This is a genomic window from Thermodesulfobium acidiphilum, from assembly GCF_003057965.1.
Classification (GTDB): domain Bacteria; phylum Thermodesulfobiota; class Thermodesulfobiia; order Thermodesulfobiales; family Thermodesulfobiaceae; genus Thermodesulfobium; species Thermodesulfobium acidiphilum.
Window position 1 is genome coordinate 280,871 of sequence record NZ_CP020921.1, and the last position, 26,630, is coordinate 307,500.

Below are 26,630 nucleotides of genomic sequence, written 5' to 3' on the forward strand. Positions count from 1 at the left end.
TTTTATGTTAAAATTGGACATATATTAAATCTTTTTAGTGAGGTAAAATATGCAAGAAATGCTGCAGGTAGTAGATTTATGGGTATCTGTAGAGGGTAAGCAGGTATTAAAAGGCGTAGACTTTTCTATGGGATACGGAGACGTATATGTTCTCTTTGGTCCAAATGGTGCAGGCAAGACGTCTTTTATGATGTCTTTGATGGGATTTCCAAAATATAAAGTAGAACAGGGTAAGATTTATTTTAAAGGAGAGGATATTACAAATAAAGACATATATGAGAGGGCGAAATTAGGTATAGGCCTTTCATTTCAAAGGCCACCAACGGTGAGCGGAGTTAGCCTTGAGAGGTTAATAAAGTTGCTTAGCAAGAATAATGGTATATCTGATGAAGAAGTTGAAAACATATTGGAGAGCTTGAAAATTAAAGATCACATAAAAAGATACATTAACGATGGGTTTTCTGGTGGAGAAATGAAGAGGTCCGAAATATTACAACTTATGCTTCAGAAACCTGAATTTGTGCTTATAGATGAGCCCGAATCAGGTGTAGACATGGAAAACATATCACTTGTAGGACATGCAATTAATCATCTGTTAGGTAAAGATAAGGTGAGAAGTCCAAAAAGAAGTGCCCTAATAATAACGCATACTGGATACATCCTGGATTTTGTAAACGCTGATAAAGGGTATATATTTATAAACGGGAGAATAATATGTACAGGCAATCCCAGGGATATGCTGAACGAGATTAAAAGAAATGGCTATAAGGGGTGTCAGGTATGCCAATAAGTGAAAAAAGGCTCTCTGAAATAATATCTCTTGCCAATGCTGCCAGAGAAAAAAAGGCTGTTTTCGGTCCTGATGTGGATCTTGAGAGATTTAAGGAATTAGTGGAAAGAGATAGGGTTGAAAGCCTGGCTTCTTTAAAGGCTCAAACTATGGAAGCCGCTATTATGAGCGGAATGGACATAAAGGAAGAGACAAGAAGTGGCTCCTTTTTTCAGTTAAATCACAGCGTTATATATGAAAGCCTTAACGAGAAGTATAAAGATCAACTTCAAATAATGAGCACTGATGATGCACTTAGTAAGTTTGATTGGATAGAAGATTATTTCTGGAGGGTGGTCAAACCAGATCAGGATAAGTACACTGCAGCAGTGGCCCTTAACCCTACACATGGTTATTTTATGAGAGTGTTTCCTAATCAACACGTAGAATATCCTTTGCAGGCGTGTCTTCTTATAGATGAGGGAAACATTAGTCAAAATGTTCACAACATAATAATAGTAGAAGAAGGTGCGTCTCTTAACGTTATTACAGGGTGTTCTCTATCGAAAAATGATGCCGAAGGAATTCACCTTGGGATTAGTGAGTTTTACGTAAAGAAGGGTGCAAGTCTAACCTTTACGATGATACACAACTGGGCAGATAATTTTGATGTTAGACCAAGAACAGGAGTGTATCTCGAAGAAGACGCTAGATACGTTAACAATTATATTCTTTTAAAGCCTGTAAAGTCTATTCAGTCTGCGCCAAATGTATATCTTGCAGGGGAAAATGCTACAGCACAGTTTAATAACGTGATATATGGTCTTGGAAATTCTTATATTGATCTCGGATCAAAGATGTATTTGGATGCTCCAAATACTCGCGCAGAATCTATTGCAAGGACTATTGCTGCAGATAAAAGCGTGATATATTCAAGAGGAGATATGATAGCAAGGACAAAAGATTTTTGTATGGCACATCTTGACTGTAGAGGGATAGTTTTTTCTAAGGAAGCCACGATGTATGCAATTCCTGCTCTTGTCTCAGAGGGATCTGTAAAGGCACATCTCTCTCATGAGGCATCGATTGGTCCTATTTCTCAAGAGCAAGTAGAATATTTGATGAGTAGGGGTATAGAAAAAGACGATGCCGTGTCGTTGATTACCACGGGTTTTTTGAACTTAAACATTCCATATATCCCTGCATTTATCAACAATAAGATTAAAGATATTATAAACGCCACTGCAAAGGATGCCCTGTGATGAGAGTCTTTTTCGATAAGAAATCTTTAAGAAAATTCTTAGAAGAAAAGAGATCTACGGGTAAGACAATATCTCTGGTGCCAACAATGGGATGTTTGCATGATGGGCACATATCCTTAGTTAGGAGAGCAAGGGGGATGTCGGGAATTGTAGTAGTGTCAATTTTTGTTAATCCGATACAGTTTGGCCCGAACGAAGACCTGGATAGATATCCTAGAGATCTTGGCTCAGATCTCAGGCTTCTTGATAGAGAGGGAGCTGATGCGGTATTTTGTCCTAATTCTGAAGAGATGTATCCAGAAAAACAGCTTTGTTTTGTGGAAGTAAAGGACCTTCAGGACAGGCTTTGCGGCCTGTTCAGACCGGGCCACTTTAAAGGCGTTTGTACAGTAGTTGCCAAGCTTTTTAATATCGTTCAGCCTGATTTTGCCCACTTTGGTGAGAAGGACTTTCAACAACTGGTAATCTTGAGAAAGATGGTGAAAGACTTAGATTTTCCAATTAAAATTGTCCCATCGCCTATTGTAAGGGATAGCGATAATCTGGCATTAAGTTCGAGAAATTTATATTTAACTCCTGATGAAAGAAAAATTGCTTTGAATCTTAGTAAAGAACTTTTTTGGATAAAAGAAAGAATTGAATCGGGAAATTATGATATAAAAATTCTTGAAGATTCAAAGGAAAGACTTAAGGAAGAAGGGATAAAGTTAGACTATCTTCAGGCTGTCAATACAGAAAATCTTGTTGAAAAATCAGATCTAACCCCACCTGTAGCGGTTCTTGTAGCGGGTTGGATTGGAAAAGTTCGATTAATAGATAATATTATAGTTGAGTCATAAATGGATTTTTTGATTGGTTATTTTGGCGCTGGTAATGTAGGAGACGATGCAATACTTCAGGCATACCTTCTGAAAAACAAAAATGCAGTTAAGATCCTCTGGAACTCTAAAAAATCGGCTTTAAACCACGTAGAGAAAGAAAGTTTATTTGATGTTCTTAAAAATATTTTTCTGGCAGATAGAATAATATTTCCTGGTGGGGGTATTATTCAGGACAGGACCAGTTTTTTTAGCCTTCTTTTTTATACTGGGATAGTTTTTATTGCAAGTTTGTTAAAAAAAAGAATTTACATGTTGTCTCAATCACTGGGCCCCATAGAGCGTAGTAGATCAAAATTTTTTGTTAAGGCGCTTAACAACGTTGAAGTTTTAGCCCTCAGAGATCCTATTTCCATTTCTCTAGCAAAAAGGCTAAGACTGAGAAGCGATATTATTAAAGAAGTTTCTGACATCACTTTGACCATAGATTTCGTACTGCCGAAAAAAGAAAAAATCTTTGGAATCAACCTTAGAAATTGCGAAGAATCTTCACGAGCAGTTCAAGAACTGGTAATCTTTTCTGAGAGATTGAAAAGCGAAGGCTTTTTAATAAGAGGCGTAGCTTTTGATAAAGAAGATGAGAGGTTTCTAAAAAGTTTACCTATAAAGTTCGATGAAATTTTTTATGGTAATTTCATAAACTCATTCAGATCGGTTGCGCAATGTGAGATGTTTGTTGCTACCAGATTTCACAGTGCAGCCTTTTGTGTAAAGTCTTTAACGCCTTTTGTTGCGATCGATTATGACCCTAAAGTTAGAGGTTTTATGAGGCAGGTTGGTTTAGAAAAATATTGTTATAAATCGCCTTCTTTTGAAGAACTTTTAGAATTTTATAATAATAAAAAGTTTATAGAAAAGCAGATTTCCATGAGAATAGGTGAACTTGAAAAATTAGCATACAAAAATTTTGAATTCATTTAACGCTATGCGAAAATTTTTATTTGACAAAGTGCCGGTAGATATTGTTAGTTTTGAAGAAATACTAAATCTTTTTGAAAAAAGGCTTGTTAAAAATTTAGGCCTTAGAATTATAACCCTTAATCCAGAGATGGTTATGTATTCTATGAAAAAGAATGATAGCTCAAGTGTTATGCTTGAAACCTTTAATAAGGCAGACCTTGTGGTTCCTGATGGAATAGGGATTGCTATTTTTTTAAACACAAAAAGAATGAGTGGAATAGATCTTATTCCACATTTTTTAGAGATATGCAAAAGGCACAATAAAGGAGTTTATTTAATAGGTTCCACAGATGAAGTAGTCAAATCGCTAAGCGAAAAGTTACTAAAAACGGGCATAAACGTATCGGGTTATGAAAACGGTTATTTTACTGACTTTAAGCCGTCTATAGAGAGGATTATCTCATCTGGCGCAACTTTTGTAATGGCTGCTATGGGTTTCCCAAAACAAGAGATTTTCTTAAATGAACTCTTTAAAGTTAAGAACGATATAATTGGTATTGGAGTAGGAGGTTCTTTTGATGTTTTATCTGGTAAGAAGAAAAGAGCGCCAGAAATATTTAGAAATTTTGGGCTTGAATGGTTATACAGGCTGCTTAGTGAGCCTGCAAGGTTGAAAAGAATGCTTGTTTTGCCTAAATTTGCTTTGCTTGCGTTTTTCTGGAGAATGAAAAAATTTGGAGAATGAGAAGATGATTGAGACAAAGGTTATAAAAACTGAAAAAATTAGCAATTTTCATTTTTTAATGGATTTGAAAGTAGAAGGGAACTTTAATCCCTTACCGGGACAGTATTTTATGTTAAAAGTAAATAACTTAAACGATCCATTTTTTATGAGACCATTTAGCGTTTTTGATTTTGATTTTGGTAGGTTAAGTTTTTTGATTGAAATAAAGGGCAAGGGAACGACAATTTTGAGCAAGATGAAAGAGGGCGATTTTTTAAAAATTAGGGGCCCCTTAGGTAATGGTTTTCGTTTCAATGGAATTAAAAACGCCTTGCTTTATGCAGGAGGAACGGGAATAGCACCAATATTTTATCTGGCAAAACACCTCAAAAAAATAGGGGTTGAGTCAGACGTTGTTTTAGGTTTCAGGAATAAGGAGAGGGTAATATGTGTAGACAGATTCTCTGAATTGGGTAATATTTATGTTTTTACTGATGACGGAACATATGCAAATAAGGGTACGGTGATTGACTTTAAATTAGAAAGGACTTATGATTCTATTTTTGCTTGTGGGCCTGTTTTAATGCTTAAAGCGATTCAAAGAAGACACAAAGGGGCACAGATTAGTTTGGAGTCTGTTTTTGCTTGTGGGGCAGGAGCATGCATGGGATGTGTGGTAAAAAGCGTTAGGGGATATTTGAGAGTTTGTAAAGATGGCCCTGTCTTTAACGCAGAAGAAATCATATTCTAAAGATGTCTTTTGGTTTAATAAAAAAAATGGTGAGCCGTGAAGGCTTCGAACCTTCGACCCTCGGCTTAAAAGGCCGATGCTCTACCTGGCTGAGCTAACGGCTCACAGATTGTAATTCTAAACTTTTTATAATGTTATGTCAATATTTGTCTTGAGCGTTTGTATAAGTTTTTTTTGTTTCTTATTTCCTTGAAAAATCTATCTATTAAATTTTTAAATCTTTCGTCAAACATTTCTCTACAAAAAATATTGTTTGATTCCAGGATATACCTTGTAGAATATTTTGAGCTAACACAAAATATAACGTTTTTTATCTTGCACTCTATTATCGCTCCAGCACACATTAAGCAGGGTTCAAGAGAACAGTAAATAGTGGATCCCTGTATGTACCACCTATTATATCTTTGGATAGCGTTTTTTATAGCCAATATTTCTGCATGTTCGATAGGAGACTTTGATCTTTCACAGAAATTTTGTGACATAGACAAAATTTTTCCATCCTTGTAAAGAATAGCTCCGACTGGTAATTCCCCAGCATTAAAGGATAAAAATGATAAAAAATATAGCATATTTATAATATTATTTGTCAATTTATATCTCCCTTAAGAATACGTGTTGCCTCACTTAAAATTCTAAACATAACCATAACATATTTTATCTTTATCTTTGCTAATTTTTTTAATAGAATTTCTTACTTCTTCCTTTATGGATATGTCTTCTAGTAATCTTTTTTGAAGTTTTACTATTTCTCTTTGAAGTTCAGCTGGATTTAATTTTGTATACCGTTCTCTTAACTTTTCTTTATCTATTTTTTCTACACCAGGATTTTCTAATATTCTTTGATAAGGAGTTCTTGCTTTATCATATTTTTTTGTAACTTTACTTTCATATTCTTTCTTTTGAGATTTATTTCATTACAGGCTGAAAAAAGTTTATATATAACTTTAAGCTTTCATAAAGCTTTTTTAAAGTCATTAGCTCAACTTCTCTATCATATCTAAAATAACCAACTTATTATCTTCTCGTGACTAGCTAAAAAAACATGCATAACTACGATTGTATCCAGTCAAAGCTATTAGCTCATCTAAAATAATGCCTTTTTGTTTCTTGCCTGCTTTTTTATATCTTTTTGCAATTTCACTCACCACTGCTTTTCTTTCCTTCATCGTTAACCCCATTTCTAGCCTCCAGAGTTATAGTAACTACTATTCTAAGAGACTTTTTATTTTTATTTAGATTTTTTATTTGAGGCAACGATTGTATTTCATTTAGATTTTTGATGAAGCAATTCGAAATATTTTACTTTTTTAAAAAATATGTTATACTAACTTCGATTATTTTTAAATACAAAATTTTATAAATTTAATCGCCCGCTTGAAAGGGGGTAGTTTAATGAAAATTTGCACCAAATTGGCAGCGGTTTTAACTGTCCTTTTATTCTTTTTTCCAGTTTCTGCCGGTGCAAAAAGCCTGGATAGTGCAAAAAATCCTTTTTTATCTAAGGAAGCATTTGTGAAACAAAATAGTGCTGAGGGAGCAAATTCTACAATACTGCCATCGTCATCGGGATCTTATAGTACTTCTTTTAAGGAATTATCTCCTGATGAAAATTCTACATCTAATCTTGCAACTACCTTTGGTGCTGCTATGGTTCAGAGAAATATCGAGAAGACCCTTTCTGCTGCTAATGGTTTTTTGGAGGCAGGAGATACAGAGGATGCGTGGAACGCTTATACCTATGCTATGGGTCTTGCCATTTCTCAAAGAAACGTTCAGGCATTAGTTATGGTGGGAGACGGTTTTAGGAAGTTGGGCAGCAATTCTGATGCAAAAAAGGCCTACACTATCGCTTTTGCTTTTGCCAAAATGCAAAGGTCATTGGATGGATGTATATTGGCGGGCGACGGCTTCAGGTCTTTAGGAGACAAAGAAGACTCCTGGAATGCTTACAATTACGCGTTTGGACTTGCTATGAAATTTAGATCTGCATCTGGGGCAATTAAAGCAGGAGATGGTTTCAAGAATGTAGGTTCTAAGGCTGATGCGTGGACTGCTTATAATTATGCCTTTTCCGTTGCGCTTAGTGAAGGAAACAAAGAAGATCTAATTAAAGCAGGAGATGGCTTCAAATCAATTGGTGCAAGATCAGACGCTGAAAACGCCTTTAATTTTGCAAACAACCTATAACCTTTAGAGTAAAAGGCGGTTCTGGATAAAGAATAAGGGGATAGAGCAGGGGATTTCCTTCCTTAGCTCGTGTTTTAAACCAGGAAAGGAGGAAAGAATGGTTGAAGGGTAGATGGGTTTGTGTTTGGCTTTTGGCAATTTTAATTTTTACGTGTGCTCTGTTCACACAAAATGCTTATGCAAATAACCAGGATTTAAGACAGGAGATTGTAAGAACGGCTTTGCATCTAAAAGGGGTATCCTACAGATGGGGAGGAACAACGCCGGCAGGTTTTGATTGTTCTGGATTTGTGCAGTATGTTTATAGAGTTAACGGTATAAGCATCCCAAGAGATGCAGATTCTCAGTATTATGACGGTACTAAAGTTTCAACGTCGAACCTTAAACCTGGAGATTTGGTTTTCTTCCAAACTTATGAGAGTGGCCCAAGTCATGTGGGCATCTATATTGGCGATAATCGCTTTATTCACGCTGCATATCACGGCGGAATAATGATTGATTCCTTAAGTGAACCATATTATGCTGAGAGGTATTTAGGGGCAAGAACTTATATTGAGTGAGAACATATTTGTGATATTTAACGGTAGCCCAAAGGCAGGGGGAAATACTGATTTTCTGATAGATAGATTTACGACATTTTTGGGAGAAAGAGATGTTGTAAAATTTGTTCTCAGAGAGATGAATATTTCCCCCTGCAGGGGTTGTGAGATGTGTTCAATAAGCGGTAGATGTGTGATTAAAGATGATATGTATGATATTTATAAAAAGATTGAAAATTGTAAATCTTTTTTATTCTTTTCCCCAATATTCTTCGGTGGAGTAACTTCGACTTTAAAATCTGTGATAGATAGGTGTCAGCCTTTTTGGGCAAGAAAAAACATTCTAGGTAAAAAATTTGAGAATAATAATAGAAGAGGGCTTATAGCCCTTATAGGCGCCACATCTTTTTTAAAGGGCTACGAATGTGCTGCCCTTACTGTGAAATGGCTTTTTAACGTAATAGACGTAGCAGAAAACAGGACATTATATTATATGAATATTGAAAGACATAGCGATTTTTTGAATTATAATATTGATAATGACATTTATAAAACAATTGAATTTTTTGGGGAGAGTGAAGAATGAAGGTAGCTGTGCTCGCTGGAGGTGTTGGAAGTAGGCTTTGGCCCCTGAGTAGGGAGAGATACCCAAAGCAGCTGATATCACTTACAGGTGACAAATCTTTGCTACAAAATACCGTAGATAGATTGCTCCCACTATGTGACAATCACATTTTGATTGTTGGAATTGATGCTCATAAGGAAGATCTGGAATGGCAGCTTAGCTCTAATGGTGATTCCAGGATAAAATATAACATTTTGCTTGAGCCTTATCCAAGAAACACTTACGCAGCCTGTCTTTATCTTACTCTATATTTTGAGAAACAGGGAGTGAAGGAACCTATTTTGGTAGTTCCTGCCGATCACATGATATCAAATGAAGAGCTTTTTTATGAAGTTGCTAAGGATGCAGAGAAATTAGCTGAAAAGGGTTATATAGTAACTTTTGGTATAAAGCCCTCCTTTGCTTCTACTGGTTTTGGGTATATTTTAAAGGGTGAAAAGATAGAAGGATCAAATGGCTTTAGGATTTCAAAATTTGAAGAAAAGCCCTCTTTAGAGAGAGCTAAAATGTATGTTAGAGATGAGAACTATCTGTGGAATTCAGGGATGTTTATGTGGAAGCCTGAAGTATTCTTATCAGAGGTTAAAAGACTGGATTTTGAGACATACGAGAAGGTAAGAGGCCTGTTTGATGACAAATTTGAAAGAGATCCTGAAAAGATTTATTCTTCTTTGCCCTCAATCCCTGTAGACAAGGCGGTAATGGAGAAGTCTAAGCTGGGTGTGGTGATCCCATCCGGGTTTGAGTGGAGTGATTTGGGGAGTTGGGACTCGCTGTATGACGTTGCTAGAAAGAATAAAGATGGAAATGTTACTACAGGAGACGTGCTTGCGCTACATTGCAAGAACTCCTTTATGTATAGTACCGGCAAACTTATGGTCGGGATAGATCTGGAAGATTTAATAGTTGTTGATGCTGATGATGCAATTTTGGTCTGTAAAAGAGGTAGCTCACAATACGTAAAGGACGCTTTTGACGCTCTTAAAGAACAAGGTAGAGAAGAGAGCCAGATCCACAGAACCGTTTATAGATTTTGGGGTCAAAAAACCCTCATAAGCAGGGGAGATAGTTTTTTAATCTATCAGGTACTTCTTCTTCCAAAGAAGGAGATACTACTTCAATTGCATCATCACAGGTCTGAAAACTGGATAATACTTTCAGGTGCCGTAGAAATAGAAAAGGATGGAAAGAAAGGTTTCTATCACAGAGGAGATAGTATCTTGATACCAAAATCCACACCTCACAAGATATCAAATCCTGGCAAAATAAGCGCTCAAATATTGGAGATATGGCAGGGAGAATACTTAGAGGAAGACGACGTCGAATATCTATAATTTTGAGTCAAAATTTAATAAACCTTCTTCTGACAAAATAGTTCTTTTGCTTTCTTTAGTAATTTTCATTTATCCAGTGGTAATTTTTTACCCATGGAACATAACTCAGTCCTTTTCTGTGCCGAAATTGGTTCTAATTTCTTTATTTTGTACCTTTTTTTCTTTATACTCTATAAAAAGAGTCAAAGGCGTTCCTGTGATAACATTTTTTCTGATTTTGTTTTTCATACTTTCTCTTTTACTTTCAGTTTTTATAGCTCCTTCTAAGGTTTATGCTATTTTAGGACAGAGTGCGAGACTTACAGGATTACTTTTTTACCTGATTTTCTTCAGTTTTGTCTGGCTTATTGTCCAACAGAGATTTAAAGAGAAGGACTTGTTTAAAATATTTTTCAGTATCGTTTTATCTTCTATAATCCCTCTCCTATACGGTTTATGCGAGTATTCTAATTTTGATTTTCTAAACCTTGAAGGTTATCCAGGTAGGCTTTCTACCTTTTTTGGGCAACCAAATGATTATGCAGTATTTTTATCTGTTATTTGTCTTTCGACTTTTTGTTTTATTTACATTTATAAAAGATTTATCCCTTTGTTTTGTGTAATTTTTGTAATATCGTTTTTTGAGCTTTTATTGACATATTCAAGGGCTAATATTTTTGGATTTTTTATGTTGTTTTTTGTACTTTTGTTCCTTTTAAATAAAGAGATTTTAAGCTCTAAAAGAGTAAGTGCACTTTTAGCTATTGGGATTCTTATTTCTATAGCATTGTTTTTTGCTACTCCTTATACGAATCCTGGCTGGTATGAAATGGGATTTAGCAGGCAGGTTGGGCGTGTAGAGGACGAATCTCTTTCTCAAAGAATTACAATGTGGAAGGCGTCAATAGATATGTTTTTAGAAAAGCCTCTTACAGGGTATGGTCTCGCAAATTATTATCCTATCTCGTCTAGATTTTTTGATATGTCAAATAGCTTTTTTCACTGGAGTACGAAAAATATGACTTTTGTTGATGTTCCTCACAACGAGTTTCTGGAATTCTTGGCACTGGGTGGAATTCCATTATTTGTTTCATTTACAATTCTAATAATTTTTGCACTCTATGGGAATTATCTTTCTGTTTACGAGAACAAATTGAATCTGATAGCGCTTTTTGGGTTTTGTGCTACTCTAATTTATCTTTTTTTTAACTTTTTTGTATTAAGCGTATCGCTTCTTTTCTTCCTCTTTCTGGCTCTTGGGCTTACGAATTTGCCCTTTAAAGGAAAAGAGATTAGGTTAGACATCTTTCCTTTGGTTATTTCTGTAGCTTGTTTCTCTCTTTTTTTGTATATGGGCGTTTATTATAACATCGATAATGGAATCTATAAGATAAAGAACAATTTCCAAAAGGTTATAATGGGTACAAATGCATTATCCTTTTACCCATATGATTATTACTCTTATCCTGCCCTTGACGATAAATATCTTCTCATTGCTAAAAGTTTGCCTAAATCAGATGAAGCTATAAGATTTGAGATGGCCAGTTCTATAGAAAGAACATCTTTTTTAGGTTTAAGCCTGTTTCCAAACGATCCCGTCTTGTATTATTATTTAGGAGAGGCATATAAGCTAAAGAGAAATTATCCTGAGGCTAAGTTATACTTTTTGAAATCTCTCGAATTTCATCCCTTTTTCGAAGAACCGATAATAGGCTTGCTTGATATATCATGCACATATGAAGGCTGTAGAAATTCTTTTAAGTATGCCAAGCTCTTATACGAGACGAGCCCGGATTCTCTTTTGACATTAGTTACTCTGGTAAACTACAATATTCGTATGCATCAATATAACGATGCAAAAATATTTTTACGCGATATAGAAGATCTTTACCCTGCGAATCCCATTATATATGTTTTCAAAGAGTTTTTTATGAAAAATACTTCTTCAAAAGTTTTTTCGTAAGCTTTATTATCTTTTCTTTATCGAACTGTTCTATTTTATTTTTTATTATCCATCTGCCGTTTACGCAAACGCTCAATATGCAGTCAGGCGTAGCACTATAAACCAGATCGCTTACAGGGTTGTGTCCTGGAATCATTGATGGGTTTTCCCTATCTATCACAAGAAAATCAGCTTTCTTGCCTACTTCGATACTGCCAATATCATCTTTAAATATTGCCCTTGCGCCCATTGAGGTAGCCATCTGAAGCGCATCAAGAGCTTTTAGGGTTTGAGGATTTTTGCTGAATATTTTTTGAAGCTTGAGAGCAAAATCCATTTCCCCAAAAATATTGAGGTTGTTATTGCTTGCTGCTCCGTCTGTGCCAAGAGCTACGTTTACTCCAGACTCAAGGAGTTTTGGCACAGGGCATATGCCGCTAGCCAATTTTGCGTTGCTCTCAGGACAGTGTGCTACACTAACATTGTGATTTTTTAGAATAGAGATATCCATATCGGTTAAATAATTTGCATGGGCAACAAAGGTTTTTGCCCTGAAAACCTCTAGTTTTTCAAGATATTTTGTTGGGGTTAGATTTTTTTCTCTTTGCATGTCTAAAAATTCTTTTTCAGATTCAGATAAGTGAATGTGAAGAGGAATATTTTCTTCTAAAGCTATTTGTGTTAATTCCCTTAATAGTTCGTCTGAACAAGTATATGGGGCATGTGGTGTGACAATAGGAGATATCAGATCGCTATCTTTGTATTTTTCTATCAGCTTTTTTGTATTTTCTATTCCCTGTTTTTGGCCCTTTGCATGAGGGGTGGGAACGCTTAGCACTCCCTCTCCAATTAGAGCTCTTAGCCCAATTTCTTCAGCTGCGCTTGCTACCATATCTTCGTAAAAATACATATCTACAAATGTGGTAATGCCATTCTTTGCCATTTCATAACAGGCAATGAGAGCTCCTAAGTAAACAGTTTCAGGATTTATGATTTGTGCTTCTTTTGGCCATATGTAATTGGTAAGCCAGTCTATTAAAGTCAGGTCATCCGCATAGCTTCTAAGAAGGGTCATGGCAGCGTGAGTATGTGCGTTTATAAGGCCTGGAATTACTAAATTGTCATTCAAATTTACTTTTTGAAGACAATCTTTATTCACGTTTATGCCGGCTATTGTGCCGTTTGAAATATATATGTTTGAGCCTTCTAAAACTTTTCCTGATTTTACATCCAGTATTGATGCGTTTTCTATTAATAGATCGTTCATAATACCTCCTGTTATTTTATCAGATTATATTATATAATTTTTACAATAAATTAAGGGAAATATATTTAATTTAAAGTTTTGGGGATATTTTAGTATATAATAACAATAAATACTTTTAAGCTGGTGAGGGCTTTGACGGTAGAGAGTGCAAAAAGACCTAAAGAAGCGAAAATAATTGCTAAACTTTTTGATGATGGCCTTTTAACAGAAGAAGCTGTAAATGACGTGTTCTATGAACTGGAGACTTCTGATATGCCATTGCTTGATGTTCTTGAAAATAAAGGACTTTTGACACAACAGATCGTTCAGAAGTTAGAGAATATCTACGGCTTTAAGATAATAAGGATTCAGGAGACTCCATTAGACGAGAAGGCCTTGCAACTTTTGTCATCTGATTTTATAAAACAAAGAAAAATTTTGCCCCTTGCACTAAAAGGAAATAACCTTTTACTTGGTATGGTAAATCCGCAGGATCTTTCTACAATCGATGACGTTCGTATGATTACAAAGACACAGGTTGAACCCGCTATAATTCTTGCAAGTGATTTTTCCAGATATATCTCCGGGGAGATAAGCTTTAAGAAGAAAGAAGAGACGATCTTTGGTAAGGAGTCTGATGCTGAAGCGCACAGCTATTATTCTGAGCCCCAGCTTCAAAAAGAGTCCCTTATTTATACCGAAGAAGATTCGGTGATAAATCTGGTAGATACAATTGTAGAGGAGGCAGTTCTAAAGAGGGCTTCTGACGTTCATATTGAGCCATACGAAGACAAAATTGTTTTAAGATATAGGATTGATGGTTCTCTATTAAAGATATCTGAATTTCCAAAGTCAATTGGGCCTGCCATAGTCTCAAGGATAAAAATACTCTCAAGCCTTGATATATCTGAGAGAAGAAGACCTCAAGATGGCAGGATGCACCTGAACGTCGCAAACAAAGAGATAGACATGAGGGTATCAATTATGCCCTGTACTCAGGGCGAGAAGGTTGTGCTTAGAATATTTGACAAAAAGGCAGTTGCAATGGACCTGGAGGCATTGGGATTTCCTGAAAGGGAGCTAAAGACTTTTAAGCAAATATTACAAAAGCCTTATGGCATAATATTTGTAACTGGTCCTACTGGCTCAGGAAAGTCTACTACGCTCTACTCCGCTCTTAGCCTTCTTAACAGAGAAGATGTTAACATATTGACCGCTGAAGATCCTGTGGAATTTTATATTCCTGGTATAACCCAGTCACAAGTAAACCCTCAGATAAACCTTACCTTTGCAACTTTATTAAGATCTTTTTTAAGGCAGGATCCTGACATTATAATGGTTGGTGAGATCAGAGATTCTGAAACTGCAGAAATAGCCGTTAGGGCTGCAATGACAGGGCATCTTGTTCTTAGCACTCTCCACACAAATGACGCTGCCAGCGCATTTCCAAGGCTTATGGATATGGATGTAGAGCCTTTTTTGCTTGCATCCAGCACCCTTTGTATTCTAGCACAAAGGCTTGTAAGAAAAGTTTGTGCTGAATGTGTAAGAGAGGTACCGATGCCAGAGGATATGAAGATAGCCCTGGGGATATCTCCTGGGGGTTTCGGCTTTGGCCCTGTTGGAGAGGTTACATATTTTGAAGGAACAGGCTGCAGTGCTTGTTTTGGAACGGGATACAAGGGCAGGATTGTTGTACCCGAGCTTTTGGTGGTAAACGATGAGGTAAGATCTCTTGTTATGTCTAGGGCCCCTTCTAAAGAGATAAAGAGTGCAGCCATTAGGGGAGGTATGAGAACAATGAGGGAGAATGGAGTGGATCTAATATTTAGGGGGATTACCACGCCTCAGGAAATTGTGAAGAAGATATTTACTGAAGAGTAGGAGGGAATATGGAAATAACTGAAATTCTTGAAAAGGCCACTCAAATGAATGCGAGCGACATTCACATATCTGTGGGCATACCCCCTGTGATAAGAAGAGAGGGCAAGTTAATAAAATTGGAAGAATATGGCAATATTACTCCAAAAATTGCATTTGAACTTATATTCTCTATGCTTTCAGACTATCAGAAAAAAAAGATAGAGGAAGAATTGGATATTGACTTCTCCTACGGCATATCTGGAATAGGTAGATTCAGGGTAAACGTGTTTAAGCAAAGAGGCGTTTGGGGCGCAGCGCTCAGGCTGATACCATGGGAGATCCCAAGTCTGGAAACTCTGGGACTTCCTCCTGTAATTGCTGAGTTTGCCAAGCTGGTAAGAGGCCTTGTGCTGGTAACTGGCCCTACTGGCTCAGGAAAGTCTACCACGCTTGCCTCCCTTATAAATATAATTAATAGAACAAGGGAGTCTCACATTATTACTATTGAAGACCCTATTGAATACCTTCACTCTCACAAGAAGTCTATAGTAGATCAAAGAGAAGTTGGAAACGACACCAAATCTTTTGCCAGAGCTGTCAGAGCATCTCTACGAGAGGACCCAGATGTAATTTTGGTGGGTGAGATGAGAGACCTTGAAACAATAGCTGCTGCTATTACTGCTGCAGAGACGGGGCATTTGGTGTTTTCAACCCTTCATACGAACGATGCTCCACAAACTATAGACAGGATTATAGACGTATTTCCTACCAATCAACAGCAGCAAATAAGAACGCAGCTTTCAACAGCTCTTCAAGGAGTTGTATCTCAGGCTCTTTTGCCAAAGATTGGGGGCGGTAGAGTGGTAGCGACAGAGGTTATGATCGCGACTCCTGCTGTAAGAAACCTTATCAGGGAGGGTAAGACATCTCAACTTTATAGTGTAATACAGACTTCTGGAAGATACGGCATGCAGCAATTAGATGCCTCTCTAAAAGACCTGGTACTTCGTGGCAAGGTAGCTTTTGAAGATGCCTTTACAGTAGCAGTAAATAAGGAAGAGTTTATGCGCCTGGTTGGGAGATTGTAATGCCTAACTTCTTTTATAGAGTTAGAGACTCTAAGGGGAAACTGGTTACAGGAACTACGGATGCCATATCTCTTCCAGTTTTAAAAAATGATCTTAGAAACAAGGGATTTCTTATAGTCGAAGTAAAGGAGATCAAAGACGAATCTAAAGATACCAAATTGCCAATAGAAGAGAAAAGGGCATCCTTTAATATCCCTATCTTTAACAGAGTTACTCACAAAGAGCTTGCTATATTTTCAAGACAGTTTGCTACGCTGGTAGCGGCAGGAGTTCCAATCACAAGGACGCTAAACACCCTGAAGTCTCAAACCAAGAAAAAGGCTTTCAGAGACATTATTGACGATGTCCTGAAGAGAGTAGAAGGAGGAGAAAGCCTTGCAAGAGCTCTTGAGAGGCATAGCAACGTTTTTAACAAGCTCTATACCAGTCTGATAAGGGCAGGTGAGGCATCTGGATCCCTTGACGTGATACTCGCAAGGATTGCAAGCTATCTGGAAAAGGAGATGGCTCTTAGAAATCAGATAAAGCAGGCCGTAAGTTACCCAATATTTGTCTTAACCATTGCCTTGGCGCTAACTGCATTTTTGCTGATGTTTATAGTTCCTATGTTTGCAGGCTTTCTTACGGGTTTGGGGGCGAAGCTTCCTCTTATGACTTTGATAATAGTAAATGCTAGTCAATTTATGATACATAATTTTATCTGGATAGTTCTGGTTATTATTGGAGGAGTTTTCTTATTTATAAAACTCCTTAGTAATCCTGTTGGCAGAGAGATGTTTGATCTGATGGTGTTCAGACTTCCTATTTTTGGCCCCCTTTACATGAAAATAGAGTGTTCCAGGTTTGCAAGGACATTTGGCTCAATGACAAGAAGCGGCGTGCCAATATTAACTTCTCTTGAGATAATTGAGGGTATACTGATGAGCGTGGTACTAAAAAAGGGAATAAGATTTGTACACGACTCGGTTAAAAGAGGCCAGACAATTGCTGATTCCATGAGAAAGACCGATAAGTTTCCCATGGTGTTGGTAGAGATGATAGCAATAGGTGAGGAAACAGGACACCTTGACGAAATGTTGGACAAGTCTGCCGATTACTACGACGACGAGGTGGAGACCACTGTAAAGGCTCTGTCAAGCATGCTGGAACCTGCTATGATAGTGATAATAGGTGGTATTGTAGGATTTATTGTAATAGCAATGTATCTGCCTATATTTAGCCTGTATCAGGCAATTGTAAAATAGTTTTATGGTTTAAGAATTTGCTTTACTCGTGCCGATAATAAGACTGACATAACATTTTTTAAGGAGGTGAAAGAACTTTTAGTTGATAATTTTTTTATTTGCTCTATAATTAATTTCAAATCTAATTTAAGGAGGGGTTACAATGTTAAGCTCACCAAGAAAGAGTTTAAGGGACAAGAAAGGCTTTACGTTGATCGAACTTTTGGTAGTTATTGTCATTATAGGCATACTTGCTGCAGTTGCATTTCCGCTATATCAAAACCTTACTAAGAACGCCGCTGACGCATCAGCAAAGGGCGCGCTTGCTGCTTTGAGGGGTGCATCTGCTCTGTATTATGGACAATACGGAACTTATGCGCCAGACCTTGCCACGGTTGAGGGTCAAGCAAAGGCTCAAGGTGGAATTACTTATACAGCTAATGGGATATCTGTTGCTGCAGGAGGAACGACTTATACTTATACGCTTAGTTATGATTCTACTGATGGTACTATTTCTTGCACGAGTGCTGGCACAGGGACATCGTGCTCTTCCTGGTAAAAAATCCCAAAGGGCTGCTCAAGAGCGGCCCTTTTCTAATTACCTCTTTATATGACATATGAGGTGATATTTGATTGAATCAGTGAGTCTGAAGACCTCAAAAAGACTCCAATTAATAGACGTTACTTCTATGATAGACAGCGCTCTAAAGGAATTTTATGGCGACTACAACGGGGCTCTTCTTTGCTACGTGCCTCACACAACTGCTGCAATTACCATAAACGAAGCAGCAGATCATGATGTAGCCCTTGACATTGAGAGCTTTCTCAAGCTTCATCTCCCTGAAGGCATAAAGTTCAGGCATCTTGAGGGAAATTCCGACGCACACGTCATCTCTACTCTTATTGGCTCATCAGTAATGGTTCCTGTAGAGAGTGGAAATCTGAAACTGGGCAGATGGCAGGGAATATTCTTTGTGGAGGCAGATGGTCCCAGAACCAGAAGCATAAACCTGGTAAAACTTACTTCTTAGTGAGCTAATTTTATTAACCTGTCGTTATATACGTCTATCTTTCCCCAAACCAATTTAATCTTGTTGCTGTATAGTAGCTGATCCTGGGTGGTTAATCTAAATGACTCTATAGGTACTGCACTCATGAAGTAATCCTTTTCGTTGATGCCTGCTGGCAGAGGACTTATCCAGACGCCTTCTACTGCGTTGTCAGGGAGAAGACGAAACTTATGAATATTGCCATTTATATCCCTGTATTCGATTTCGATTGGTTCTTCTTTATATAATATGCGTTTAATTAAGCCAAAGATGTTCTTCTTTATGTAGATCTTTGCAAGAACTATATCTTTCTTCGATCCACTTATGGGAACACTGATCCACGTGTTCCAGCTGGCTTCAGATTGGCCTATGATTGTGGGTTCAGAGATTGAATAGGATGTGCTTCTCTTAAGGAGGGTAAACCTCTTTTCTCTTTCTATCATAGAGTAATTTCTAAAGATATCTAATACGGTTTTTGGATCGTCGTTTAAGAGCATGCCCCCTCTAAAACTCTGAAAGGGAGGATTGTTGTCAGATCTGTACCAGATGTAATATTCTGGTGCCCTATCTGATCGCAAAAAGGTATCGTTTTGACTGTCAAGCCAGGGCGTGTAGTCCGTATACGATTGAAAGACAGGTCTCGGATCCCAGTTTAAATGGTTGACAAAAACAAGAGATGATTCCCAGGGGTATGTGTCTACCGATGCCCTTCCAATTCTCCCTTCGATCTTTTCTGGCAGGGTGTCTATTTCAAGATTTTTTGCAGTTTGAACTTTTGCATTGTTTGTCATTGCATTTAGATTTGCTACGTTGAAATACTTAAAGTCCAGACTGTTTGAGATGCTCCCAAGAAGGTTTGAATAGTAATTTGGCATTATCGAGTTTGATGAGATCAGGAAGATAAGCATTATAAACCAGGACAATATAAGTCTTTTTAGAAACGGTACAATTTCTTTATTTTCTGAAACGATAATTGTAAAGATTGAAAAGCCCAAAAATACAGTGGTAAAAAATCCTGAAAACCAGGGTCCCTCTATGCAAAATGAATACTTTGCGACCAGCCAGAAAAATGGGATTAATGAGACTAAAAATACCCTAAACTCTTTATTCTTTATGAGATAAAATGTAAGAAAGGCAATCGGAAGAAATACAATAGCAAAGGCGTTTTTGTGGATAGAAGGATATGAGGATGAGGCTGCGAAGTAGCCGTATGAGAGCTCAAGATAACCACGCGTGAAGTCTATAAGGTTTGAGAAATTTTTAAAGAAATAAAGGTAAAAGGGAGCGAAAAGAAGGACGATGAGAAGAACATAAGACAATAGGAGCTTAAAGCGGCGGCTCCTGATCGCTATAGAATAGCATATTAGATATATGGCAGCGCACATTGCAAAGGTTCCAAACTTGTAAAGAAAGCTTAGAACCAGAAGAGGTGCGCTCATCAATAGATAAACAGACTTTTTCGTGCGGTAAAAGAGAAATGAAAGATTTAGACTCGTAAATATAAGGTCTAAATCAAGGGATCTTACGTAGTTGTGATCGTTTAAGATCAGGATCAGGATATATGTGAGAAGGTAGCCTGAATATCTTTTTATCGTGCGCTCGTTGCTGCTTAGTTTAACGAGAAATATAAACGACAATATCATGTATGAGTTTATCAGTATAAGTATTGGATTTGCAAAGATCAGGGGTAGATACATCGGGCCGGGAGTTGCCAGAAAACCAAGAGGTCCATATGTAAAAATAATATCCTTTCCAAATATTAAGCCGTGTTCAAATGCATAGTTCATTGCAAACTGCCAGGATGGGTCAAGTCCTGCCCCAAATGGCACAATAATAATATAAAAGGTGAGGAAAAACAGAACGATAAAGACAAATGCTCCTTCGTTTAGCGTAAGATTGATTTTCATTAAAGAAGCACTAATTCTTGATCTCAAGGAGTTTAATATTTTCTGGTTATTAATCGATGAGAATACTTCTTTTTTCAGCATGCCCTCCTAAAGTTATTTCTAGAAAACTTAAACATTATACAAAATAAATTCTAATTTGCTTAATTTTTAAAATTGCTAATAAATTAAAATATCGCTTATAATAAACTTATATATTTTTTTACCATATTCACAGCGTTTATGAAAGGAGAACTTAATGGTAAGAGTTCGTTTTGCTCCATCTCCTACAGGTGCGCTTCATATTGGAGGGGCGCACACTGCGCTTTTTAACTATCTTTTTGCAAGACGGCTTGATGGTAAATTTATCTTAAGAATAGAGGACACTGATACGGAAAGGTCATCGAAAGAGTACGAAGCAATTATCCTGGAAAGTTTAAAGTGGTTGGGGATAGAGTGGGATGAGGGACCATATTATCAGTCAAAAAGACTGGATTTATACAGGGAAAAGGCAAATGAACTCCTTAAAAAGGGAATAGCTTATGAGTGCTTTTGTACTCCAGAGGAGCTTAAGGAAAGACGAGAGATGATGGCAAAGATGGGTAGGCCCCCAAAGTATGACGGTAGGTGCAGGGATCTTAGCGAAGAACAAAAGAGAGAGTTAAGGGCAAAGGGTATCAAACCTGCTCTCAGGATCAGGATTCCTGATGGAAAATCATTTTTGCGCGATGCTGTAAAGGGTGAGGTGTCCTGTTCGAACGAAAGTTTGGGTGGGGATATGGTAATAATGAAATCAGACAATTATCCTACCTATAATTTTGCTGTGGTTGTAGATGACATAGATATGAACATTACTCACGTGATAAGGGGTGACGATCACCTTACAAACACGTTTAAACAAATGATTATTTATAAGGCTTTCAACAGAGAACTCCCAAAATTTGCACACATACCACTTCTTCTGGGACCCGATAAGACGAAACTTTCCAAAAGGCACGGTGCAGCGAGCGTGCTGGAATATAGGGAAATGGGATATCTTTCTGACGCCCTCTTTAACTTTCTGTCGCTCCTTGGTTGGACACCAAAGGAAGGACAGGAGATATTTTCAAGGAATGAGCTAATTTCTATGTTTTGTCTTGCGAAACTCAACTCTAATCCTGCGGTATTTGACATAAAGAGGTTAGAGTGGATGAATTCTCAATACATAAAAAATATGGACGATTCCAGATTGTTTGAACTTGCGAAGCCATTTTATGAAAGGGCTAAAATAAAAGTTGTAAAGGACGACTTTACCCTGAGGGCGATAAATCTTGGCAAAGTCAGGGCAAAGACTTTAGTGGATCTGGTAAATACAACAAGGTATTTCTTTGTAGATCCTGAATTGCCTCCTGCACAAATAGAGAATATAAGGTCAAATAAGTCAACCCTTTTGCTTTTAGAAAGATTTCTTGAGCTTGTGGGCAATAACTATGAATCTCACATGGATCTGGAAAACAGATCAAGAGAAATGGCAGCTTCTCTGAGTTTGCCTTTTAAAGATCTCGTTCATCCCCTGAGGCTTATATTGACAGGGATGAAAGTAGGGCCAGGACTATTTGAGATTGTAGATGCTCTGGGCAAAGATATTGTTATAAAAAGGGTTTCAAAATTTTTAAATGAATCTTAGAGGACAATATTGAAATTAGAAGAATATCTGATATACCCCAGGGTAAAGGTTTTTTTAATAGCGCTTTTTATAATATTGTCTCTATTTGTGTTGTGGATTTTCAAGGGTATTTTGATACTCTTTTTTATCTCTTTATTGCTTGCCTATCTAATAGAACCCCTTTTCAAAGCGATACTGCGCTTCCAGAAAAACAGAGTAATATCCCTTATTCTGTCATATATCATAATCTTTTTCTTTCTGGGCAGCATAGGGATAGTTCTTATTTTCGGACTTTCAAATGAGCTGAAGAGTATAGCAAGAAACCTGCCCCTTTACTTTGAAAATGTTAAAAACTATCTTAATAGCTTGCAGAATTTTTTGAATTCGTTTTCTATTCCAATTGACATAAGGTCTTCGTTTAATGGGATTTTTTTATCTCAGGAATACATCCACACACACCCATATTCTTTATCTTTTAGCGAAAGCGCAAAGGTTCTTAAGGCCTTTTTTATGGAATCTGTGAGAATCGGAGTAAATGTATTTATTGTATTCATGATTGCAGCTTTCTGGATAATTGATTTTGAAAATATAAAAAATGGCCTTTTGACCCTATTCCCTCCCGATAAAAGACAGGAGATTATTGAACTCTCTACTGATATAGATTTTGTTTTAAAAAGAATTGTAAGAGGACAATTTCTGATTTGTTTAATTAATGGTACATTAACCACTCTGGCTCTTGTTATACTAAAAATCCAATATGCTATATTAATAGGCGTACTTGCAGGATGTCTTTCGGTAATTCCGGTTTTTGGAACTCTTTCAACTACTTTGCCAGCAGTTTTTCTTGGGCTTACTCAGTCGTGGGTGGTTTCGCTCGAAGTGGTAATTGTAATACTGTGCATACACTGGTTTGAAAGCTATGTATTAAGTCCGAAGATAATGGGCAAGCAGGCTCAGGTGCATCCCATCCTTATAATTCTAGCACTGGTTTCAGGCGAACAGCTTTTTGGGATTGAGGGCTTAATCCTTGCTATACCTGCTACAGGAGTCTTAAAAGCTATAGTTATGCACTATCTCAAAAAGGCAGGTCATTTTGACTCAAAGGACAGTTCTTAGTCCTTTAGTATTATTGCCTTTGTGTAACTCATTTCTTGAACGGTGTAAAATATTCCCTCTTTGCTGCCGGTGCCGGACGATTTTACCCCCCCGACAGGGTAATACCCTGTTCCATGCCTGGGATAGTCGTTTATGTGAATTTGACCAGCTTTAAGTCTTCTTGACAATTTCATCAAATAGTTTATATCCTCTCCAAATATTGCAAGATCCAGACCATATTTACAGGAATTTATTATACTTATGGCCTCGTCTAAATCTTTATAAATATAATAGACGAAAATTGGTCCAAATATCTCTTCAGTCATAAGCTTTATCTGTGTATTAAAGACTTTAATTATATGAGGAGGAAAATAGGAGTTAATTATTCTTTCAGAAAGTATTATTTCACAATCCTGGTCGATTGCCTCCTTTATCATCTTCTTAAGCCTGTTTGCACTGGATAAAGAGATTAAAGGACCAAGATTACAATCTTCTCTAAACGGATCAACTCTTTTTATTGTTTTTAATCTGTCCAGGATCAATGACAGAAGAGACTTTTCTAGCTCCTTTGGTATTAGTATTACATTAAGGGCATCACACCTTTGTCCGGCGTTTTTTAAGGTACCGTTAAACCAGCACTCTACTACTCTTTCAGGATTTGCATCCTTCAGGGCCAATCCGAATGCTTTGCCGCCCAATTCCAGGTGAAGTTTTTTTATTCCTGCACTTCTAATTACACTTTCGCCAGTTTTACTCGATCCTGTAAGCGAAACAAGGTCTATATCTTGATTGTTAACTATCCTCTCCTTTATTTGGGTTTGTGAAGTGGCAATTGTGGTAAGGGTATTCTTTGGAAAGCCTGCCATTTCGAAAATCTTTACCAGGAGTAGTACGGATAAAGGAGTATGTTCGCTGGGTATGGATATTGTTGAGTTTCCTGCTATTAAGGCTGCTGTAAGCTTGGAGGCATGAAGAAAAAATGGGAAATTGAATGGACTTATAAGAACTGCTACGCCATACGGCTCTCTAAGAGTAATAACGCTTCTATCACCGAGTTCAGCGAATATACCAGATGGTATGTATTCTCCTTTTAGAGCAAACAGGTCAGGATTCAGGAAACTAAGTCTTTCCAGGGTAGATTCTATTTCTCTTTTTGCTAGATTTATAGGTTTTGAACTATCCATCACTATAACTTTTGCTATGAGATCGAAGTTTTCTTCAATTATCCTTTTACATCTTGTTAGCATTTCAAATCTCTTGTAGCACTCTATATTTGATATTTCAGAAAGTCCTTCTCTGGCAGCGCTTATGACCTCATCAACTTCAAAGTGATTAGGCCCTCTAAATTGATAGAGGATTTCATTATTTATAGAAGAGATTTTGTTTTCAGGTTTTAGACTAAGTGTTTTCCATTTTTTAACCAAAAAGTTTATCTCAGTGTTTGAGCTTTTGCTAATTAAATCAGAAAATGGGCTATTCTTTAATAGACTTAAAATGTTTTCCATAATTTTATTTTTTGTTCTTATATATTTCAAAATACTTTTTTGCAGTGTTTGCAAAGATGTCTGCAGTAATTTCATCAAACAACACGAACTCGACCCTTTTTAACGACTCTCTTTTTTCAAGGTGTTTAAAGGTTTCTTGAATTAAAATGTCAGCACACCTGTCCTTTGGAAAGCCGTATATGCCAGAAGATATTGCGGGAACAGATATACTCTTTAGTCTTAGTTTAAGTGCAAGATCAAAACAGGAGTTTATAGACATTTTTAGAAATTCTGTTGCTGCGTCAGGGGCGTATTCGTTATAGTCTGGCCCTACAACGTGGATTACGTACTTTGATTTAAGATTTCCTGCGCTGGTATAAACTGCTTTTCCTGTAGGTATGGGGCCTTGATTTCTGATTATCATGTTGCTTTCTGCCTGAATTATGTCCCCACCCCTTCTAACAATTGCAAGGGCCACGCCTCCTCCATGTTGTAGGTATTTATTTGCTGCGTTTACTATTGCGTCAGTGTTTCTCAAAGTAATATCACCTTTTACAATTTCTAAAATTTTATCCTTTATTTCGAAACTGATATCAAGCATTCTTCCTCCCAGGAACTATCATTTAAAATTAGTTTTAGGTATTAAAAAAGCAATATAAACATTATAGTATAATATGATATTCAGTTCTTGCTGGATTTCAATATTTTGGAGGTGTGATTGATGAACGATTTCTTTGCTTTATGGCAAAATGTAATAAAGCAAGATAAAGAGGATATGGTTTTTAAGCTTGACAAAGGCCTTGAGGCCAGGGAGTATCTCTGGAAAAACAAGCTTGATGTAGAAGGGGATCTGGCTGCTGCTATTAAGTCTGTCGATAAAAAGTTTTTGATTATGGCTCCATATATCGTATCGTTTGTAGGAAAGGAATACTTTTCAAAGTATAATAAAAAGCCTATTTTTATGTGGTGGTATCATGCAGATGCTATTAGTGATGGTAAGCTTACCGTAGACATAGAAAACAGAATCTGTGAATATAGCGAACAGGGAATGGAGAGCGAGTGTTCTATAGAACAGATGAAGGAAGAAGGATTTTTGTTTGAATTAGGAGAGATTTCAAGACACCACCATCATAGATAAGAAGCAAAAAGCGATTTGAAACTCTTAGAAAGATTAAATCTTCTAAAGGGAACTTCATGTGAAGAACAAGTTAAACAAAGAATTTCTCAGTTTAGAGAAATTGGTTCTGGAAGTGAAGAAAGAATTTTTCAGGAGCTTTGTTTTTGCGTTCTTACTGCCAATTATTCTGCTAAGGGTGGCATATTCATTCAGAACAGGATTAAAGAGGGTTTTTTGTATATGAACGAAGATGAATTAAAGTCTTCTCTAAGGGATTTGGGCTATAGGTTCTGGAATCCGCGTTATAGGTTTATTGTGGAAAATAGAAGGCTTTTAGGATCTTTAAAGGATTTTTTGGAATCAAAAGTTAATTCTTTTGAGAAGAGAAGTTTTTTAGTAAAGGAAGTAAAGGGTTTTGGGATGAAAGAAGCCAGTCACTTCCTTAGAAATGTTGGAATCTTTAATGTGGCGATCCTTGATAGACACATATTAAGAGTTATGAAGGAATATGGTTATCTTGATGATATTCCAAAAACAATTACTGAAAAAACATATATTAATCTCGAGAAAGTTTTTTTTCAAATCGCAGATGATTTTGGGAAGCCGCCTGGGGTTTTGGACCTCTATATATGGTATATGGAAAAAGGATGTGTGGACAAATGAGGTTTGGGCTCTTCCAGATGGACATATTGAGAGATTTTGATCAAAATTTTGAAAAGGCTAAGCGCGCTATCTTAGAAGCAAACAAAAACGACTTGAAACTTTTAGTTTTTCCCGAGACCTTTATTTCTGGATATTATAAGAGTTCGATTAAAAAAGTGAGCGATAGGCTTTCATATTATTTCGATCAGCTATGTTTTATGTCGAGAGAATACAAAATAGATATATATGGCACTTTCCCATTGAAAGAGAACGCCAATATTTACAATTGTGGCTTTTATTTTAGTGAAGGCTCTTGTATAGCCAGGTACAAGAAGATTCACCTGATTGAAGTTATGGGAGAGAAAGACATCTTCTCAGAGGGGAAAGAAGCCGTCGTGGCAGAGT

At 36.9% G+C, this 26,630-nt stretch carries 27 protein-coding genes and 1 tRNA gene (1 of these 28 cut by a window edge); 21 read left to right on the forward strand and 7 right to left on the reverse strand.

Going from position 1 to position 26,630, the window contains the following annotated elements; all coding sequences use genetic code 11:
* Window positions 1-58 precede the first annotated feature (58 nt).
* From TDSAC_RS01395 to TDSAC_RS01420, 6 genes are read left to right on the forward strand one after another with little or no spacing between them, the layout of a single operon-like run.
* Complete coding sequence (locus TDSAC_RS01395) at window positions 59-790, forward strand: ABC transporter ATP-binding protein (RefSeq protein WP_199919937.1); 732 nt, start codon at window positions 59-61, stop codon at window positions 788-790.
* The gene (locus TDSAC_RS01400; protein ID WP_108308277.1) at window positions 781-2,031 is read left to right on the forward strand and encodes a SufB/SufD family protein; all 1,251 of its coding nucleotides are present in this window, start codon (window positions 781-783) and stop codon (window positions 2,029-2,031) included. The genes TDSAC_RS01395 and TDSAC_RS01400 overlap by 10 nt, the downstream gene beginning before the upstream one ends.
* Window positions 2,031-2,870 carry a pantoate--beta-alanine ligase gene (panC, locus tag TDSAC_RS01405; RefSeq protein WP_108308279.1) on the forward strand — a complete coding sequence of 280 codons (840 nt, stop codon included), beginning with the start codon at window positions 2,031-2,033 and terminating at the stop codon, window positions 2,868-2,870. Before TDSAC_RS01400 ends, panC begins: the two co-directional genes overlap by 1 nt.
* Window positions 2,871-3,830, forward strand: a complete 960-nt coding sequence (locus TDSAC_RS01410; RefSeq protein ID WP_108308282.1) for a polysaccharide pyruvyl transferase family protein — start codon at window positions 2,871-2,873, stop codon at window positions 3,828-3,830.
* Complete coding sequence (locus TDSAC_RS01415; protein ID WP_108308284.1) at window positions 3,817-4,554, forward strand: WecB/TagA/CpsF family glycosyltransferase; 738 nt, start codon at window positions 3,817-3,819, stop codon at window positions 4,552-4,554. Before TDSAC_RS01410 ends, TDSAC_RS01415 begins: the two co-directional genes overlap by 14 nt.
* A 4-nt stretch (window positions 4,555-4,558) precedes the next feature.
* Window positions 4,559-5,284 (forward strand): dihydroorotate dehydrogenase electron transfer subunit, encoded by a 726-nt coding sequence (locus TDSAC_RS01420; protein WP_150130272.1) that lies wholly within the window; start codon window positions 4,559-4,561, stop codon window positions 5,282-5,284.
* A gap of 27 nt (window positions 5,285-5,311) precedes the next feature.
* On the opposite strand, the gene TDSAC_RS01425 is transcribed toward TDSAC_RS01420, so the two are convergent.
* From TDSAC_RS01425 to TDSAC_RS09005, 3 genes are all read right to left on the reverse strand, one after another.
* A tRNA-Lys gene (locus TDSAC_RS01425) sits at window positions 5,312-5,388 on the reverse strand.
* 30 nt (window positions 5,389-5,418) lie between these two features.
* A complete protein-coding gene (locus TDSAC_RS01430) occupies window positions 5,419-5,874 on the reverse strand; it encodes a nucleoside deaminase (RefSeq protein ID WP_108308289.1) in 456 nt (151 codons plus the stop codon).
* A gap of 438 nt (window positions 5,875-6,312) precedes the next feature.
* Window positions 6,313-6,462, reverse strand: a complete 150-nt coding sequence (locus TDSAC_RS09005; RefSeq protein ID WP_199919838.1) for a hypothetical protein — start codon at window positions 6,460-6,462, stop codon at window positions 6,313-6,315.
* Between the two features lie 214 nt (window positions 6,463-6,676).
* On the opposite strand from TDSAC_RS09005, the gene TDSAC_RS01435 reads away from it, so the two are divergent.
* From TDSAC_RS01435 to TDSAC_RS01455, 5 genes are all read left to right on the forward strand, one after another.
* Window positions 6,677-7,471: a hypothetical protein gene (locus TDSAC_RS01435; protein ID WP_108308292.1), complete on the forward strand. Its 795-nt coding sequence runs from the start codon at window positions 6,677-6,679 to the stop codon at window positions 7,469-7,471.
* 101 nt (window positions 7,472-7,572) lie between these two features.
* Entirely contained in the window at window positions 7,573-8,031 is a 459-nt protein-coding gene (locus TDSAC_RS01440; RefSeq protein ID WP_199919839.1) for a C40 family peptidase, read from the forward strand.
* Entirely contained in the window at window positions 8,024-8,596 is a 573-nt protein-coding gene (locus tag TDSAC_RS01445; RefSeq protein ID WP_199919840.1) for a flavodoxin family protein, read from the forward strand. The genes TDSAC_RS01440 and TDSAC_RS01445 overlap by 8 nt, the downstream gene beginning before the upstream one ends.
* Window positions 8,593-9,969 (forward strand): mannose-1-phosphate guanylyltransferase/mannose-6-phosphate isomerase, encoded by a 1,377-nt coding sequence (locus TDSAC_RS01450; protein WP_108308296.1) that lies wholly within the window; start codon window positions 8,593-8,595, stop codon window positions 9,967-9,969. Before TDSAC_RS01445 ends, TDSAC_RS01450 begins: the two co-directional genes overlap by 4 nt.
* 196 nt (window positions 9,970-10,165) lie before the next feature.
* A complete protein-coding gene (locus TDSAC_RS01455) occupies window positions 10,166-11,911 on the forward strand; it encodes an O-antigen ligase family protein (RefSeq protein ID WP_199919841.1) in 1,746 nt (581 codons plus the stop codon).
* Here TDSAC_RS01455 and TDSAC_RS01460 read toward each other — a convergent pair.
* Window positions 11,877-13,157 (reverse strand): amidohydrolase, encoded by a 1,281-nt coding sequence (locus tag TDSAC_RS01460; RefSeq protein ID WP_108308302.1) that lies wholly within the window; start codon window positions 13,155-13,157, stop codon window positions 11,877-11,879. The two genes, TDSAC_RS01455 and TDSAC_RS01460, sit on opposite strands and share 35 nt — an antisense overlap.
* A 132-nt stretch (window positions 13,158-13,289) precedes the next feature.
* Here TDSAC_RS01460 and TDSAC_RS01465 point away from each other — a divergent pair, with 132 nt between their 5' ends.
* From TDSAC_RS01465 to TDSAC_RS01485, 5 genes are all read left to right on the forward strand, one after another.
* A complete protein-coding gene (locus TDSAC_RS01465) occupies window positions 13,290-15,020 on the forward strand; it encodes a GspE/PulE family protein (RefSeq protein WP_108308304.1) in 1,731 nt (576 codons plus the stop codon).
* 8 nt (window positions 15,021-15,028) lie between these two features.
* A complete protein-coding gene (locus tag TDSAC_RS01470) occupies window positions 15,029-16,087 on the forward strand; it encodes a type IV pilus twitching motility protein PilT (RefSeq protein ID WP_108308307.1) in 1,059 nt (352 codons plus the stop codon).
* Window positions 16,087-17,331: a type II secretion system F family protein gene (locus tag TDSAC_RS01475; protein ID WP_108308309.1), complete on the forward strand. Its 1,245-nt coding sequence runs from the start codon at window positions 16,087-16,089 to the stop codon at window positions 17,329-17,331. Before TDSAC_RS01470 ends, TDSAC_RS01475 begins: the two co-directional genes overlap by 1 nt.
* A gap of 142 nt (window positions 17,332-17,473) precedes the next feature.
* Complete coding sequence (locus tag TDSAC_RS09220) at window positions 17,474-17,869, forward strand: type IV pilin protein (RefSeq protein WP_108308312.1); 396 nt, start codon at window positions 17,474-17,476, stop codon at window positions 17,867-17,869.
* Window positions 17,870-17,939: 70 nt separating this feature from the next.
* The gene (locus tag TDSAC_RS01485) at window positions 17,940-18,341 is read left to right on the forward strand and encodes a secondary thiamine-phosphate synthase enzyme YjbQ (RefSeq protein WP_108308315.1); all 402 of its coding nucleotides are present in this window, start codon (window positions 17,940-17,942) and stop codon (window positions 18,339-18,341) included.
* On the opposite strand, the gene TDSAC_RS01490 is transcribed toward TDSAC_RS01485, so the two are convergent.
* Entirely contained in the window at window positions 18,338-20,347 is a 2,010-nt protein-coding gene (locus TDSAC_RS01490) for a hypothetical protein (protein WP_108308318.1), read from the reverse strand. The genes TDSAC_RS01485 and TDSAC_RS01490 overlap by 4 nt on opposite strands.
* A 154-nt stretch (window positions 20,348-20,501) precedes the next feature.
* Here TDSAC_RS01490 and gltX point away from each other — a divergent pair, with 154 nt between their 5' ends.
* On the forward strand, window positions 20,502-21,908 hold the full coding sequence (gene gltX / locus TDSAC_RS01495; RefSeq protein WP_108308320.1) for a glutamate--tRNA ligase: 1,407 nt from the start codon (window positions 20,502-20,504) through the stop codon (window positions 21,906-21,908).
* Window positions 21,909-21,917: 9 nt separating this feature from the next.
* Window positions 21,918-23,003 carry an AI-2E family transporter gene (locus TDSAC_RS01500; RefSeq protein ID WP_199919842.1) on the forward strand — a complete coding sequence of 362 codons (1,086 nt, stop codon included), beginning with the start codon at window positions 21,918-21,920 and terminating at the stop codon, window positions 23,001-23,003.
* Here TDSAC_RS01500 and TDSAC_RS01505 read toward each other — a convergent pair.
* On the reverse strand, window positions 23,000-24,487 hold the full coding sequence (locus tag TDSAC_RS01505; protein WP_199919843.1) for an aldehyde dehydrogenase family protein: 1,488 nt from the start codon (window positions 24,485-24,487) through the stop codon (window positions 23,000-23,002). The two genes, TDSAC_RS01500 and TDSAC_RS01505, sit on opposite strands and share 4 nt — an antisense overlap.
* 4 nt (window positions 24,488-24,491) lie before the next feature.
* Complete coding sequence (locus TDSAC_RS01510; protein ID WP_108308328.1) at window positions 24,492-25,067, reverse strand: macro domain-containing protein; 576 nt, start codon at window positions 25,065-25,067, stop codon at window positions 24,492-24,494.
* A 120-nt stretch (window positions 25,068-25,187) separates the two neighbouring features.
* On the opposite strand from TDSAC_RS01510, the gene TDSAC_RS01515 reads away from it, so the two are divergent.
* The 3 genes in view from TDSAC_RS01515 to TDSAC_RS01525 are tightly spaced (at most 15 nt apart) and all read left to right on the forward strand, a layout consistent with a single transcriptional unit that may run on beyond the window.
* Entirely contained in the window at window positions 25,188-25,604 is a 417-nt protein-coding gene (locus TDSAC_RS01515) for a hypothetical protein (protein ID WP_108308330.1), read from the forward strand.
* Between the two features lie 15 nt (window positions 25,605-25,619).
* Window positions 25,620-26,246: an N-glycosylase/DNA lyase gene (locus tag TDSAC_RS01520; RefSeq protein WP_108308333.1), complete on the forward strand. Its 627-nt coding sequence runs from the start codon at window positions 25,620-25,622 to the stop codon at window positions 26,244-26,246.
* A protein-coding gene (locus TDSAC_RS01525; RefSeq protein WP_199919844.1) for a nitrilase-related carbon-nitrogen hydrolase crosses the window boundary here: on the forward strand, window positions 26,243-26,630 show its 5' portion. It continues 377 nt past the right edge of the window; the window shows 388 of its 765 coding nt (coding positions 1-388); its start codon is at window positions 26,243-26,245; its stop codon lies off the right edge, out of view. Before TDSAC_RS01520 ends, TDSAC_RS01525 begins: the two co-directional genes overlap by 4 nt.